12 protein-coding genes, 1 tRNA gene and 2 pseudogenes are annotated in these 14,279 nt (G+C 73.0%); 8 read left to right on the top strand and 7 right to left on the bottom strand.

Annotated features, from left to right (window positions below):
* Positions 1-182: 182 nt before the first annotated feature.
* Entirely contained in the window at positions 183-1,025 is an 843-nt protein-coding gene (locus DDJ31_RS19220; RefSeq protein WP_127179069.1) for a triphosphoribosyl-dephospho-CoA synthase, read from the top strand.
* 159 nt (positions 1,026-1,184) lie between these two features.
* On the opposite strand, the gene DDJ31_RS19215 is transcribed toward DDJ31_RS19220, so the two are convergent.
* A complete protein-coding gene (locus tag DDJ31_RS19215) occupies positions 1,185-2,651 on the bottom strand; it encodes an aminopeptidase P family protein (protein WP_127179070.1) in 1,467 nt (488 codons plus the stop codon).
* Between the two features lie 284 nt (positions 2,652-2,935).
* A complete protein-coding gene (locus tag DDJ31_RS19210) occupies positions 2,936-4,390 on the bottom strand; it encodes a PP2C family protein-serine/threonine phosphatase (protein ID WP_171480852.1) in 1,455 nt (484 codons plus the stop codon).
* Between the two features lie 578 nt (positions 4,391-4,968).
* Here DDJ31_RS19210 and DDJ31_RS19205 point away from each other — a divergent pair.
* Positions 4,969-5,634: a bifunctional DNA primase/polymerase gene (locus tag DDJ31_RS19205; protein ID WP_127179072.1), complete on the top strand. Its 666-nt coding sequence runs from the start codon at positions 4,969-4,971 to the stop codon at positions 5,632-5,634.
* Between the two features lie 56 nt (positions 5,635-5,690).
* Complete coding sequence (locus DDJ31_RS19200; RefSeq protein ID WP_127179073.1) at positions 5,691-6,467, top strand: collagen-like protein; 777 nt, start codon at positions 5,691-5,693, stop codon at positions 6,465-6,467.
* 244 nt (positions 6,468-6,711) lie between these two features.
* Here DDJ31_RS19200 and DDJ31_RS19195 read toward each other — a convergent pair whose 3' ends face one another.
* The 3 genes from DDJ31_RS19195 to DDJ31_RS19185 form a co-directional block, all read right to left on the bottom strand.
* Complete coding sequence (locus DDJ31_RS19195) at positions 6,712-7,677, bottom strand: DUF5926 family protein (RefSeq protein WP_127179074.1); 966 nt, start codon at positions 7,675-7,677, stop codon at positions 6,712-6,714.
* 422 nt (positions 7,678-8,099) lie between these two features.
* The gene (locus DDJ31_RS19190) at positions 8,100-8,750 is read right to left on the bottom strand and encodes an ATP-binding protein (protein ID WP_127179075.1); all 651 of its coding nucleotides are present in this window, start codon (positions 8,748-8,750) and stop codon (positions 8,100-8,102) included.
* A gap of 162 nt (positions 8,751-8,912) precedes the next feature.
* Positions 8,913-9,722, bottom strand: a complete 810-nt coding sequence (locus DDJ31_RS19185) for a glycerophosphodiester phosphodiesterase (protein ID WP_127179076.1) — start codon at positions 9,720-9,722, stop codon at positions 8,913-8,915.
* Positions 9,723-10,008: 286 nt separating this feature from the next.
* On the opposite strand from DDJ31_RS19185, the gene DDJ31_RS19180 reads away from it, so the two are divergent.
* Complete coding sequence (locus DDJ31_RS19180; RefSeq protein ID WP_127179077.1) at positions 10,009-11,580, top strand: S1C family serine protease; 1,572 nt, start codon at positions 10,009-10,011, stop codon at positions 11,578-11,580.
* Positions 11,581-11,644: 64 nt separating this feature from the next.
* Positions 11,645-11,731: transfer RNA gene (locus tag DDJ31_RS19175), tRNA-Ser, on the top strand.
* Positions 11,732-11,869: 138 nt separating this feature from the next.
* Here DDJ31_RS19175 and DDJ31_RS39695 read toward each other — a convergent pair.
* Complete coding sequence (locus DDJ31_RS39695) at positions 11,870-12,001, bottom strand: hypothetical protein (protein WP_276319306.1); 132 nt, start codon at positions 11,999-12,001, stop codon at positions 11,870-11,872.
* 125 nt (positions 12,002-12,126) lie between these two features.
* Here DDJ31_RS39695 and DDJ31_RS19170 point away from each other — a divergent pair, with 125 nt between their 5' ends.
* A complete protein-coding gene (locus DDJ31_RS19170) occupies positions 12,127-12,849 on the top strand; it encodes a hypothetical protein (protein ID WP_127179079.1) in 723 nt (240 codons plus the stop codon).
* A 17-nt stretch (positions 12,850-12,866) separates the two neighbouring features.
* Positions 12,867-12,950 (top strand): annotated as a pseudogene (locus tag DDJ31_RS39235) (NUDIX hydrolase); the annotation flags it as partial.
* On the opposite strand, the pseudogene DDJ31_RS19165 reads toward DDJ31_RS39235, so the two are convergent.
* Positions 12,913-13,414, bottom strand: a pseudogene (locus DDJ31_RS19165) (XRE family transcriptional regulator); the annotation flags it as partial. The pseudogenes DDJ31_RS39235 and DDJ31_RS19165 sit on opposite strands and share 38 nt — an antisense overlap.
* Before the next feature lie 309 nt (positions 13,415-13,723).
* Between DDJ31_RS19165 and DDJ31_RS19160 the strand changes: the two are divergent.
* Entirely contained in the window at positions 13,724-14,272 is a 549-nt protein-coding gene (locus DDJ31_RS19160) for a hypothetical protein (protein WP_127179080.1), read from the top strand.
* Positions 14,273-14,279: the final 7 nt, after the last annotated feature.

Genomic DNA, 14,279 nt, shown 5'->3' with positions numbered 1-14,279 from the left:
CCCCATCCGGCTGACGGCCGGACGCCCTAGTTTCCATGTTCATGACGAGAAAGCACAGCGATCCGATCAGCACCGGGCGCCGCGCGATGGCGGTGACCGGATGCCCCCGGCCCACCGACGACGCCTCGCCGTCGGCAACGTCGTCGGCCGCGTCATCGGCATCCCCGACGGGTTCCTGACGGATGGCAGGACCCGAGGACGAGAAGCTGGCACAGACCGCCGTCGGCGCGCTCACCGGGCAGCTCGCCCTGGCACCCAAGCCGGGGCTGCCCGACCCGCGCGACCTCGGCGCCCGCGTCACCCACCGGGACCACCGCGCGCTGCGCTGGTCGGCCAAGGCGCTCGCGCCCGGCCTCGCGGCGATGGCCGCCGCCGCCCGCCGCACCGGTGAGCCCACCGCGGGGCTGCGCGCCGAACTGGGCGCGATCGGCCGGTCGACCGAACACACGGTCGGCCTGACCGGCGGCGGCCACCGGGGCGCCCTGTGGGCGCTCGGGTTCCTGGTCGCGGCGGCCGCGCTCACCCCGGGCGCGAAGGCGCCGGAGGTGGCCGCGACGGCGCGCAGGCTCGCCGCGTTCACCGACCGGGGCGCCCCGCGCCGCCCGTCCAGGGGCTCGACGATCTCCGTCAGGTACGGCGCGGCCGGCGCGCGCGGCGAGGCCCGCGCGGGCTTCCCGCACGTACGGCGGGCCGTGACGGCGCTGACGGCGGCCCGCGCGGCCGGCGCGGACGAGACCGAGGCGGGCCTCGACGCCCTGCTCACCGTGATGTCGACGCTCCAGGACACCGAGTTGCTGCACACGGCCGGCCCGCACGGCCTGCGGCACGTCCAGGCGGGCGCCAGGGGCGTCCTGGAGGCGGGCGGTACGGCGACGCCGGCCGGCCGCGCGGCCCTGCTCGCCCTCGACGCCGACCTGCACGCGCGCGCGTGGAGCCCACGCGGCAGCGCGGGACTGCTGGCGGGCGCCCTGTTCCTCGACTCCCTGCCGATCGGACGGCCCGCCGCACCGCGGTGGCCCGCCTGACCCGCTCGACCCGCGCACGACGACCACCGGGCGCGACGACCACCGGGCAGGACGACCACCGGGCAGGACGACCACCGGGTACGACGACGGCCGGGTACGACGACGGCCGGGTACGACGACGGCCGGGCACGCACCCGTGCCCGGCCGTCGACCCGTGCGTCAGCCCTTGAGCAGCCCGGCCATCCAGCTCTCGACCTCGCCCGACTCCCGGGGCAGTCCGTCGGAGAGGTTCCGGTTCCCGTCGGCGGTGACGAGGATGTCGTCCTCGATCCGCACCCCGATCCCGCGGTACTCCTGCGGCACGGTCAGGTCGTCGGCCTGGAAGTACAGACCGGGCTCGACGGTGAGCACCATGCCCGGCTCCAGCGTCCCGTCGACGTACGACTCGACGCGCGCGGCGGCGCAGTCGTGCACGTCCATGCCGAGCATGTGGCCGGTGCCGTGCAGGGTCCAGCGGCGCTGGAGACCGAGTTCGAGCACCCGCTCGACCGGGCCCTCGACGAGCCCCCACGTCACGAGCCGCTCGGCGAGCACCCGCTGGGCGGCGTCGTGGAAGTCGCGGTACTTGGCGCCGGGGCGGACGGCGGCGATGCCGGCCTCCTGGGCGTCGTACACCGCGTCGTAGATCTTCCGCTGGATCTCGCTGAAGCGGCCGTTGACCGGCAGCGTCCGCGTGACGTCGGCGGTGTAGTAGGTGTGCGTCTCGACGCCCGCGTCGAGCAGCAGCAGGTCGCCGGAGCGCACCGGGCCGTCGTTGCGCACCCAGTGCAGCGTGCAGGCGTGCGGCCCGGCGGCGGCGATGGTGCCGTAGCCGACGTCGTTGCCCTCGACGCGCGCACGGAGGAAGAACGTTCCCTCGATGTAGCGCTCGCTGGTCGCCTCGGCCTTGTCGAGGACCTTCACGACGTCCTCGAAGCCGCGCACGGTCGAGTCGACGGCCTTCTGCAACTCGCCGACCTCGAAGTCGTCCTTGACGAGCCGCGCCTCGGAGAGGAAGGTCCGCAGCTCGGCGTCGCGCTCGGCGGTGACCTTGTCGGTCAGCGCGGCCTCGATGCCCGCGTCGTACCCGCGCACCACGCGGACGGGGCCGGTGGCCTCGCGCAGCGCGTCCGCCAGCTCGCGCACGTCGGACGCGGGGATGCCGTACAGCGCCTCGGACTCGGTGAGGGAGTGGCGGCGGCCGACCCACAGCTCGCCCTGCCCGGCGAGCCAGAACTCGCCGTTCTCCCGGTCGGAGCGGGGCAGCAGGTAGATCGTCTCGCGGTGGCCGCCCGCGACGGGCTCCAGGACGAGGACGCCGTCCTCGGTCTGGTTGCCGGTGAGGTAGGCGTACTCGACGGAGGCGCGGAAGGCGTACTCCGTGTCGTTGGAGCGGGTCTTCAGGTTGCCCGCGGGGATCACCAGCCGCTCGCCGGGGAAGCGCGCGGAGAGCGCGGCGCGGCGGGCGGCGGTCTCGGCGGCCTGCGCGATCGGCCGCAGGTCCCGCAGCTCGGTGTCGGCCCAGCCGGACTTCATGCTGTCGGCCAGCTCGTCGGAAACGCCCGGGTACAGGCCGTTCTTGCGCTGCTTGATCGGCTTCTCGGCCTCGTCCGGGTTCTCCGGGTTGAGCTCCTCGGCCACGGTCATCCTCCTCGATACGGCGCGGGACCCGCCCTCGGGTTCTCGGCTTCGCCCGGGTAGGGGGACCCCCATACCCCGTACATCGTACGGTCGCACGTGTCGCGCGTAAGGGGGTAGAGGGGGTTATGACCCTGTCGGGCCCGCCGACCCGGTCGGACCTTTCGCCGGATGTGTCCTGTGCCCCACTCCACGGGGGCGGGGCAGGACGAGTGTCCTGTGACCCACTCCACCGGGCCGGGGCAGGCCGAGTGTCCGGCGGGTCACTCCGCCGGGCCGGGGCCGGCCCTGGCTCACTCCGCCGGATCGAAGCGGGCCGCCAGCAGGACCACGTCCTCCGCGCTGTCCGCCTCGGCCAGGCCGTCGGGCAGCATCGTGCGCAGGACGTGCCCGGCGACCGCGTCGGGGTCGTGGCGCACCGCCCGCGGCACGCCCGCCGCCGCCGCGTGCAGCCGGGCGAACGCCTGGTCGGTGGTCTCGCCGGTGCGGTGCAGCAGGCCGTCGGTGTACAGCAGCACCGTCTCGCCCGGCCGCACCTCGAGTTCCACGCTCGGCGCCTCCCAGCAGGACAGCATGCCGAGCGGCGCGGAGACGGTCGTCTCCACGAACTCCGTGCGCCGCTCGCCGACCAGCAGCGGCGGGCAGTGCCCCGCGCCCGCCAGGGTGATCTTGCGCAGCGCGGGCTCGCAGTACGCGAACAGGGCGGTGGCGGAGCGGGCCGGCTCGGTCAGCCGCAGCAGCAGCTCCAGGTCGGACAGGACCGCGACCGGGTCCTCGCCCTCCATGACGGCGTACGCCCGCAGCGAGGCCCGCAGCCGGCCCATCGCGGCGACCGCGCTCGGCCCGGACCCGGTCACCGAGCCGACGGCGAGACCGAGCGCCGCGTCCGGCAGCGGCAGCGCGTCGTACCAGTCGCCGCCGCCGCGCGGCCCGCCGCGGTGCCTGACCGCCAACTGGACCCCCGCCACCCGGGGCAGCCGCGAGGGCAGCAGCTCCTCGTGGATCGTCGCCATGGCCGCGCGGGTGCGTTCCACCTCGACCAGCCGGGCCAGATGGGCGCCCGCGCCGCGCGCGTACAGCCCGGCCAGATGCCGCCGCCGCTCGGAGGGTTCGGCGGGTTCGTCGTACAGCCAGACGGCGGCGCCGACGCGCTGCCCCGCGCCCGCGGTCAGCGGGAGGGCGTAGCTGGCCGCCCAGCCGAGCCGGGCGGCCACCTCGCGGTGCCTGGGGTCGAGGCCGGCCTCGGCGAGGAGGTCGGGCTGCGTGATGTCGCCGTCCGCGTCCGCGAGTCCGTCGAGGACGCGGCCCTGCGGTGTCGCGGCGCGCGGCACCGTCTCCAGATGACCGAGGTCGGCCCGGGTCAGGCCGAGGCCCACGGTGGTGTCGGGTCCGAGCCCGTCGGCGGGCTCCAGGACGATGAGCCCGCGCGGGGCGCCCACCAGGGCGGCTCCGGCGCGCAGGAGTTCGCGCAGCGCGTCGTCGAGCGAGGCGGTGCGGGCCAGCCGTTCGGTGAGTTCGTGCAGCGTGGTGAGGTCGGAGACCCAGCCGGCGAGCCGGTCCTGGAGCAGGGCGCCGGGCGGGGTCGGCGAGCTGACCGGGGCGATCGGGGAGGCCGGGGACGGCGCGACAGTCTGTGCGGGAGAGGGCACTGCTGAATCGATTCCAGCCACTTTCGGAGGGTGAGGGGCGTTCATGGTGTCCGGCTTTCCGACCGGTGCGTATTGCTCAGAAGCATCGCAAACCCCCATGTCATTCTGCGCCGCTGGCAGTGTCTCCACATGTACACGCAGTCGTCAGGGGATGTCCAGCATTGTCCTGCCGGGATTCGTGGTGTCCGCGGGACTCCCGACGAACTCTTACCGAAAGGCAAAGTTGGCTTAAAACTGCCTCGGGTTACGGGGTATTGCGGTCGACTGGCCTTGCTCCACAGAGCGTCACACCGGTCGTGATGGGTACGTACTCGGAGAAGGCCAGGGGTGGTTGACCGCCACCCGGAACCTGGTGACCGACCCGAGCGTCTTAGCCACCGACGACCGTGCCCCACCCTCCCGTGGCGGAGGCGAAGAGAAACACGCACCGACGCGGGACGGCACGACGCCAGACTTCGCCACTCCCACGCCCTGCCCCTGCTCGTGCGAGAGCAAGGGCGCGCACGGCACGGCGGCAGCGACCGCCACGGACGAGGCCGATGACCGGCCCGTAGGGGTTCCCTCTGTCTCGGACAGGGGTGTGATGCGCCAACAGGTACGCACAGTCCAGTGATCGACACATGGTGTGATGTGGCCCACGGTGTTGCCAGCGGTGCAACGGAAAGGAACGAGCGCTCATGCGCGAGATCCTCGGAAGGCGACGCAGGCTCCTGTCCCAGCGCGGCGACGGGAGGGCTGAGTTGATCAGCGCGGCCCTGACCTTCGCGGCGGAATGGCAGTGGCCCGTACTCCCTGGCGTACCGGCCGACCCGGAGGGTCGTTCCCGCTGCGCCTGCCCCGACCCCGAGTGCACGATTCCCGGTGCCCACCCCTTCGACCCCGCGGTGCTCGCGGCCACCACGGACGCCCGCATGGTCCGCTGGTGGTGGACGAACCGGCCCACCGCGCCGATCATCCTGGCGACCGGCGGCCGGGCACCCTGCGCGGTCAGCCTGCCGGCGGACGCCGCCGCGCAGGCCCTCGCCGCGCTCGACCTGGCGGGCATCCGGCTCGGCCCGGTCGTCGCCACGCCCAGCCGGTGGGCGATCCTCGTCAAGCCCTACTCCATGGAGCAGTTGGGCGAGCTGCTCTACGCCCAGGACTGGGTGCCGCACTCGCTCCGCTTCCACGGCGAGGGCGGCTATCTCGCCCTGCCGCCGTCCGAGACGGGCGAGGGCGAACTGCGCTGGGAGCGCGCGCCGCTGCCCGGCTCCGCCACCCCCTGGGTGCCCGACGTCGAGGCCGTGGTGGACGCCGTGGTGGAGGCTCTCACTCGTACGGGTGTGAGCGCGCCCGACTTGTAGGGGTGTCCGGCGCGCGCGGGGCGGCCTGCCCGCGCGCGGAAGTTATGTTCCGTCCCATGAACCTTCGTCTGCTGGGCCTCGCCGGCACCGTGGTGTGCGCGCTCGCGCTGCCGCTGGCCGTGGCGTCCGCGGGGCCGGTCGGCGACAGGGACCACGCCGCCGCGCGCCCCCCATCCGGGTCCGCCGGCGCCACCGGACCCATGAGATCGTCCGGGCTCGTCGGACCGCAGGACCCCACCGACGCGTCCGGCCCGCCCGCACCTTCCGGCTACTCCGGCCACTCTGGCTCCGTCGGCTCCCCCGGCTCCGTCGGCTCCCCCGGCTCCGTCGGCTCCCCCGGCTCCGTCGGCTCCCCCGGCTCCGTCGGCTCCCCCGGCTCCGTCGGCTCCCCCGGTTCCTTCGGGGAGGCCCGTCCGGCCGGTCAGGACGCCAAGGCGCCCGCCGCCCGGCCCTCCCGCACCCCGCTGCTGCTCGGCCTCGGCCTGGCCACCGCCGCCCGCTGCGGCCCCGAACTCACCTCCCCCGAGGGCATCGAGGCACAGACGTGCGTGCTGACACAGGGTGGCGACACCTGGGCCCGCACCTACTACCGCAACGCGACCGGCGACGCCCTCGACGCCGTCCTCACCCTGATGGGTCCCGAGGACCGCACCGTGCGGACGAGCTGCGCCGTGGGGGCCGGCGACGACCCGAGGACGTGCGAGACGCCGAGGGAGTCCAGCAGGGGCGGCTTCGACGGCTACACGGCCGTCACGGAGTTCGCGGCGCGGGCGGGCCGTGGGCCTCTGCTGCTGCGGTCCGGCAGCAACTCCGGTGCACCTGACGGGAGTTGACGGACGGCGGCGTTCCGTAAAGAGAACGCGGGCATGAAAAGACCCGGTTGCTGGCGACGGGGGATGCACCAGCAACCGGGCTACTGGAACGGTAACAAGAGATCGCCGGTTCGCAAATTCGATCCGGGCTTTCCGGTCACGGATTCGCCGCTGACGACGGGTACTTGTGACCGGAGTCACCGATCGGGCGGGACCGGCCGCGACTGACCGGCGAGTCAGCCGAGGCCGGTCCCGACACCGCCCGTCAACTCAGCGTGACCTGCCGGTTGGTCAGTCCGCCACGTGCCCGACGCTCGTCGGCAGTCAGCGGCGCGTCCGCCGCGAGCGCCTCGGCGAGCCGGTCGGCGAACTCGGCGGCCGGCTTCTCGACATCCTCCGCGCCGACCCCGCTCGGCAGGTCCCAGACCGGCACGGTGAGCCCGTGAGCGCGGAAGGAGCCCACCAGACGGGTGCCTTCGCCGAGACTGGAGCGGCCCGCCGCGTGCAGCCGCGCGAGAGCGTCCAGAAGCTGCTCCTCCGGGTACGGCATGACCCAGCGCAGGTGGTTCTTGTCCGGCGTCTCGCACCAGTAGGCGGCGTCGACGCCCGCGAGGCGCACCGTGGGGATGGCGGCGGCGTTGGCCCGCTCGAGGGAGGCGGTGACCTCCGGCGTGGCGTTCTCCGCGTCCGGGACCCAGAACTCGAAGCCGCTGTGCACAACTGGCTCGAACGCGCCTGCGGGGTCCAGCAGATCCTGCAACCGGGGACCCTCGGCGGGGGCCCGGCGGCCCTGCACCGGCGAGCCGGGCGCAGCGTCGAGCGCGCGCACGAGGGTGTCGGCGAGGTCGCGGCTGATGTCGCCGGACGCCGTGTCGTTCTGGAGGCCGAGCAGGACCGAGCCGTCCTCCCGGCGCAGCGCGGGCCACGCCATCGGCAGGACGGTGGCGAGGGTGACCGAGGGAACGCCCTCGGGCAGGCCGTCCTTCAGGGGCAGCTCGACGGTGGCGGCGGGGACCAGCTCGCGCAGCGCCACCCAGTCGCACTCGCCGGGGAGCCCTTCGAAGGGCCGGTGCACCAGCTCGGTGACGGCGTGCGAGGCGGCCCGCCCGTGGCAGGCCTTGTAGCGCCGGCCGCTGCCGCAGGGGCAGGGCTCGCGCGCGCCGACCACCGGGATCTCCGCGTCCTTCAGCTGCGGGCGCTTGGCCTTCGTCTGGGGTTGCTTCTTGGCCATCGTGGGTGTCTCCCGATTACGGCTCGTCTGGTACGGCGGGAGCCTAGCCGTTCGAGCCAAAAGCGTCGGGAGCCTGTGGACAACACTCCCTTTGTGGACAGGGGCCGGTCCGTGGACACGGCTTGCCTGTGGACACCGGCCGCATGTGGACAGGGCCTGCGTGCGGGCGGGGCCTGCCTGTGGACACCGCCAGGACCGCGGACACGGCCGCCTGTGGACAGGGGCTGCCTGTGGACACCGGCCGGTCCGTGGAGATGGCTCGACCAGTGCTGGGGGCCCGGCCTGCGGCGAGGGCCCGGTGCGCGGCGAGGGCCCGGCCCGTCGTGCCGGCCGTCGTGCCGGGTGCCGGGCCGCCGTCGTGCCGGGCGCCGTGCCGGGCGCCGTGCCGGGCGCCGTTCCGGGCGCCGGGCCGGTGACGTCGTTCAGTCGAGGTCGTCGAAGGCGTCCGCGAAGTCCAGCGCGGGCAGGGTCGTCGCCAGCGGGCGGGGCGACGGGGCGGTGACGCGCGTAGCGAAATCGTCCCCGCGGTAGCCGGCATCGGGATCGTGGACGTCCTTGTGGACCACCGCCCAGACGGTGACCTCGCCGCGGGCGTCGTCCCTGACGCCCCAGTCGTCGGCCAGCGCGGTGATGATGTTCAGGCCGCGGCCGCCGTGCGCGGTCACCGACGGGGTGGCCGGAGCCGGGCGGGTCGGGCCGCCGCCGTCCGTCACCTCCACGGTGAGCCGGCCGCCGAGGTCGACGTTCCAGGCGGCCCGGACGTCGCCGTCCCCCGCGAGGGCGTCGCCCAGCGGGCGGCCGTGTCTGCACGCGTTGCTCAGCAGTTCGGACAGGATCAGAACGGCATCGTCGATGACCGTGTCCGACACCCCGCCGACACGTAGTTGTTCCCGCATCCGGTGTCGTGCCTCGCCCACGCCCGCAGGACCGTGGGGAACGGCCATGCTCGACGACGCGGGCACTTCCTGTGCCATCACCAACGCCACCCCCGACACCTCCTTCGCCCCACGCCACGGTGTGGATGCCCCACCCGCCTGTGCCGGAAACCGGCCGCATCGGGTCCGACGACGCATTCACCGCGTTCGAACACGCACCGAACGCGCCGGTGCACACCCTGTAGCCGTTTGGCCTGATTTGGGCCCTGGGGTGTGGTCGGGGAATGACGGCGGAGGGGGCCGTGGGCCGCGGTGTGCCGTCAGGTCTTCACCGGTCGGCGGGTTCCGGCCGGCGGCGCCTCAGCGGCCGAGGCGGCGCAGGACCGGACCTGGCCGGTTGGTGATGATGGCGTCGATGCCCAGTTCGACGCAGAGGTCGACGTCCTCGGGCTCGTTGACGGTCCACACGTGCACCTGGTGGCCGGCCCTTTTGAGCCGCTCCACATATCCCGGGTGGCTGCGTACGATCCGCAGCGAGGGGCCCGCGATCCGGATGCCCGCGGGGAGCCGTCCGTCCCGCAGCCGGGGTGAGAGGAACTGCGTCAGATAGACCGTCGGCAGGGTCGGCGACGCGGCCCGCACGCGGTGCAGCGAGCGGGCCGAGAAGCTCATCACGCGGACCGGGGAGTCGGCGGCGGAGGCGGGGGCGTCGAGGCCGAACCGCTTCAGGAGCAGCAGCAGCCGCTCCTCCACCTGCCCCGCCCAGCGCGTGGGGTGCTTGGTCTCGATCGCCAGCTCCACCCGCCGCCCGGCGTCCGCGACCAGTTCGAGCAGCCGCTCGAGGGTGAGGACGGAGGTGTCGGCGCGGTCGTCCGCGCCGAACTCCCAGTCGGGCGCCTCGTCGCGCGCCTTCCAGGAGCCGAAGTCCAGGGCGGCGAGGTCGGCCAGCTCCAGCGCGGAGACCGCGCCGCGGCCGTTGGACGTACGGTTGACGCGGCGGTCGTGGACGCAGACGAGGTGTCCGTCGGCCGTCAGCCGCACATCGCATTCGAGGGCGTCCGCACCGTCCTCGATCGCCTTCTTGTACGCGGCCAGGGTGTGCTCGGGAGCGTCTTCGGAGGCTCCGCGGTGGGCGACGACTTGGATCCGGTGCTGCCGTGCGTGGGTCACCGCGTCATGGTGCCATCGTGGGCGGGGCGGTGGCGGGTGTGTCCGCGTAAAGGACCTGGTGGGCGATCGGCGGAATCCGAATTGCAGCCTTTTGTACCGTCATGACCTATATAAGGAATAGCCGTACACCCACAGGCCCAGCTTATGGTGCCCTGACGGCTCATGGGAAAAGCTGACGGCATACAAAAGGACATGCACAGCTGAAGCGCGCCGGGCCGTCGACCAACGAGAACGAGCGTGACCGAGTGCGACCGAGAACAACAGCCGTGGATCGAGGAGAGAAGCTGTGAGCACCGAGAACGAGGGCACCGCGGTACCACCGGCCCCGTCCGCACCCCCCGTGCCGGTGGACGCTCCCGCTGCCCCCGCACCCCAGGAGCGCACGGCCGCCGACGGGGCCGCCGGCGCCCCCACGACCCCGATCCCGCCGGTGCCCCAGGGCGCCCCCGCGCCGGCGCCCGGCTACCCGGGCGCCGAGGGCGCGACGGCTCCGCAGGCCGCCCACGGCGACCCGCACCGCCCGCCGTACGGCGCTTCGGCGCCCGACGCGTCCTGGCCGCCCCCGCCGCCCGCCACACCGGCGTACGCGTACCAGGGCGCGGGCGCGGCCGGCACGGGTGACGGGTCCGGCGGAATCGACGGGTCCGGCGGTGCCGGCGGTACCGGTGGAGCCGGCGGGACCGGTGGGACCGACGTGTGGGGCGCCGCGTATCCCCAGCAGCCCGCCCCCAAGTCCGGCCGCGGGCGCGGTGGCCTGGCCGTCGCGATCCTGATCGCCGCCCTGGTGGCCGGCGGTCTCGGCGGCGGGGTCGGCTACACCCTGGCCAAGAACAACGACGACGGCGGCGGCTCGACGACCGTCTCCGCGTCCACCAGCGGCGGCGCCGTCAAGCGGGACCCGGGCACCATCGCGGGCGTGGCGGCCAAGTCGCTGCCCAGCACGGTCACCATCGAGGCCGAGTCCAGCAGCGGCGAGGGCGGCACCGGCACCGGTTTCGTCTTCGACAAGCAGGGCCACATCGTCACCAACAACCACGTCGTCGCCGACGCGGTGGGCGGCGGCAAGCTGTCGGCGACCTTCCCCGACGGCAAGAAGTACGACGCCGAGGTGGTCGGCCACGCGCAGGGCTACGACGTCGCCGTCATCAAGCTGAAGAACGCGCCGTCGGACCTCAAGCCGCTGACCCTCGGCGACTCCGACAAGGTCGCCGTCGGGGACTCGACGATCGCGATCGGCGCGCCGTTCGGCCTGTCCAACACGGTCACCACGGGCATCATCAGCGCCAAGAACCGCCCGGTCGCCTCCAGCGACGGCAGCGGCTCCAACGCGTCGTACATGAGCGCCCTCCAGACGGACGCCTCGATCAACCCGGGCAACTCGGGAGGCCCCCTCCTCGACGCCCAGGGCAACGTGATCGGCATCAACTCCGCGATCCAGTCCACCGGCAGCGGCGGCCTCGGCGGCTCCAGCCAGTCCGGCTCGATCGGCCTGGGCTTCGCGATCCCGATCAACCAGGCCAAGTACGTGGCCCAGCAGCTGATCAAGACCGGCAAGCCGGTGTACGCGAAGATCGGCGCGTCGGTGTCCCTGGAGGACTCCGCGGGCGGCGCGAAGATCACCGAGCAGGGCGCGAGCGGCTCGGACGCGGTCGAGGCGGGCGGCCCCGCGGCCGAGGCGGGACTGAAGCCGGGCGACGTCATCACCAAGCTCGACGACCACGTCATCGACTCGGGCCCCACCCTGATCGGCGAGATCTGGACCCACAAGCCCGGCGACAAGGTCACGATCACCTACGAACGGGGCGGCAAGACCCACACGGTGCAACTCACGCTGGCCACCCGAGACGGCGACAGCTGACCGGCACGCGCGCGTACCGACCCGTTACTCTTGTCCCCGCGCCGCCGATCACCGGCCGGCGCGGGGAGGCGTGCCCGAGCGGCCTAAGGGAACGGTCTTGAAAACCGTCGTGGCAGCGATGTCACCGTGGGTTCAAATCCCACCGCCTCCGCGCAGAGGTCATCGAAGTAGCTGGTCAGAGGGCGCGAACCCCCGTCGGGGATCGCGCCCTTTCTGCTCACCCTGTCTCACTCTGGATCGGGGGTGTACCGCCTCTGACCAGTGCGTGTGGGCCAGCCGTGGGCCGGACTCACTCCGCTTCCTCCGCCTTCACCCCCTGCTGGATGAGGCTGTTGGCGTGCGCCGAAGCACCCTTGAGGATCTTGGCGTAGAAGCGGTACAGCACGGCGACGCGGTGGCCGGCTCGGTACGCGACTTCCACCGGGTCCACCAGGCCACTGATCCAGAACGAGACGGCGGCGTGCCGGAAGCAATGGGATGGAGACTGAGACGGGACGGAAGCTCCAGCCCCGAGGGGGTGTCCGTCCCTCGTGCCATCATCCTCACGTGCTGAAGATCCCCGGATACGAAGACGGCCCTCTGGTCCAGGGCACTGCTTACCTGGCCGATCCGTTCTTCTGGCCCGTGCACCTCGGCACCTGTTTGCGCGGTGAGGACGCGCAGCGAGCTGCGTTCGGTGCGGATTGGGACGCGGCCATGAAGCTGTATCGGGTGCTGTCCGCCGAGCGTGAGTGGCCGGTGTTCAGCGTGCCTCTGTCCTCCGGGCACACCATCCACGTCGTCTACCGCAACATCGAGGGCGACCATGGGGTGGACTACCTGATACATCACCCGGCGTGGTCCACAGCGGAGACCCTTGCCGTGGACGACGGTCACTTCATGGGGCCTGGTATGGCCTGGTCGGAGTTGCTGTCTGCTGCTCGACAGCCGGCGACCGAGGGCGTTGACGACCCCGACGCCCGTCTCCTGCTGCTCTTCCCCACACTTGGCGACGCTCATCTTCCCGGCGACGCAACCGCCGCCCTCACCAGCGCGCTCACTGCTCTCACCGTGATCGAGGAGCCCGCCGAAGTGGCGAGGATGCTCCTTGAGCACCAGGGCCAATGGACTCCCGCTCACTGGTGGCTGGAAGACGGCGTCCGCATCAATGCCGGTGGGCACTCGCACCGGAACCCCAGCAACGCGTTCGCTCTGCCCGCGCCCCGCCTTTCGGAGATCAGCAACGCGCTGAACGGCGGGGCAGCAACGGGTCACCCGACATCCGGCTGAAGCTCGGAGCTTGGGTCTTCGAGCACCACGTGGTGAAGCTCCACCACGCGGCCATCGCCGCGGTCATCGACGACCAGGATCGCGTCCTGATGATGTGGCGAGCCGTACCGATCCGGTGCGGCTCGCCACCAGTCGGGCCTTGCGGAGGTGCTTCTGCGCCTCGCCGTACTCGCCGCGGGCCCAGTGCGCCTGGGCCAGGTCGCAGTGCAGTCCCGCTGATGCTCTGATGAACGTGGGGTCGGTCGTGTCCAGCGCGGTGTAGAGGCTGTTCACCGCTTCGGCGTCGCCGATCAGGGCCAGGGCGCTTCCGCGCCATCTGGTGAGGTGGCCCTCGTTGAGGAAAATGCTCAGCATGTCGGGATCGCGGGCGTCTTCGCCGGCGGGCAGGTGCCGCATCGCCCGATCGAGGGCCTGGTCGCAGTCGTCCGCGAGCCCGGCTCGGGCGCAGATCTCCGCCTCCGCCGCGTACAGCCACGTCCGCGGGCGAGGGGACACTCTTCTGTCCGCCGAGCCGCTGCGCCTCCCGGACCAGGTGTACCGCCGTCTCTGGGCGTCCGGCATCGCACGACCGGCAGGCGCGACGACGTCCGCCCTCTCCCCGGCCGCCCCCGGTCGCCGCCGACGCCGTCCGCGGCCCCCTGGGTCGTCCCCCGGCCCGCCCCGCTCGCCACCATCGACGTCCGCCGTCCCCCGGGTCGTCCCCCGGCCGCCCCCGCTCGCCGCCGACGACGTCGACGTCATCAGCCCCCCGACGGCCCGCCCCCCCGCCCCCCGCCCCCCCGCTCGCTGTCCACCCGAGCGCCCCCCCGAACTCCACCCGTAGTTCCACCCACGGGTCCAGGTGTGGACGGGGGCGGGCGAGCAGGCTTGTTGCATGACAACGACCGACTGGATCACTGACATCGCCCTTCTCCTCGTCGTCTTCCGGCAGTTGCGGGAGGACCGGCTGGATGCCAAGACGTATCTGATCCCGCTGGGGATCGTGGCGTTCGTCGCGCACAGTTATCTGGACAGCGTGCCCACGGCCGGCAACGACCTGGTGCTGATCGGCGCGCTCGTCGCCGTCGGGGCGGCCCTCGGCATCGCGGGTGGCGTGTACACCCGTGTACGCCAGGTCGGCACGCATCTGTTCATCAAGGCGGGCGCCGTCTCCGCGGCCCTGTGGGTGCTGGGCATGGGGGCGCGGATGGGGTTCCAGCTGTGGGTCGACCACGGTGGCGCCGACGACGTGGCCCGCTTCAGCCTGGCCCACCAGATCACCACGGGGGACGCGTGGGTGGCCGCGTTCGTGCTGATGGCGCTCACCGAGGTGGTCACGCGGCTGGGCACCATATTCCTCCGTGGCCGCATGGCCACCCGGGAGCAGCGGCAGCCGGTCGCGGCCGGACCGCGCGCCGCGGTCGCCGCGGACCGGTCGGTCTGAGTCCGGG

Origin of the sequence: Streptomyces griseoviridis, assembly GCF_005222485.1 — a bacterium.
In the GTDB taxonomy this organism is placed as follows: Bacteria; Actinomycetota; Actinomycetes; order Streptomycetales; family Streptomycetaceae; genus Streptomyces; species Streptomyces hintoniae.
The sequence above is the reverse complement of the archived record's forward strand: the minus strand, read 5'-3'. Positions and strand labels throughout refer to the sequence as shown.

What these genes read in the sequence shown, in the direction of transcription:
- DDJ31_RS19210 (WP_171480852.1), bottom strand. Translation starts at nt 4,390, where the DNA reads ATGGGGGTTTGCGATGCTTCTGAGCAATACGCACCGGTCGGAAAGCCG.
- DDJ31_RS19200 (WP_127179073.1), top strand. Translation starts at nt 5,691, where the DNA reads ATGAACCTTCGTCTGCTGGGCCTCGCCGGCACCGTGGTGTGCGCGCTC.
- DDJ31_RS19160 (WP_127179080.1), top strand. Translation starts at nt 13,724, where the DNA reads ATGACAACGACCGACTGGATCACTGACATCGCCCTTCTCCTCGTCGTC.
- DDJ31_RS19220 (WP_127179069.1), top strand. Translation starts at nt 183, where the DNA reads ATGGCAGGACCCGAGGACGAGAAGCTGGCACAGACCGCCGTCGGCGCG.
- DDJ31_RS19195 (WP_127179074.1), bottom strand. Translation starts at nt 7,677, where the DNA reads ATGGCCAAGAAGCAACCCCAGACGAAGGCCAAGCGCCCGCAGCTGAAG.
- DDJ31_RS19215 (WP_127179070.1), bottom strand. Translation starts at nt 2,651, where the DNA reads ATGACCGTGGCCGAGGAGCTCAACCCGGAGAACCCGGACGAGGCCGAG.
- DDJ31_RS19190 (WP_127179075.1), bottom strand. Translation starts at nt 8,750, where the DNA reads ATGCGTCGTCGGACCCGATGCGGCCGGTTTCCGGCACAGGCGGGTGGG.
- DDJ31_RS19205 (WP_127179072.1), top strand. Translation starts at nt 4,969, where the DNA reads ATGCGCGAGATCCTCGGAAGGCGACGCAGGCTCCTGTCCCAGCGCGGC.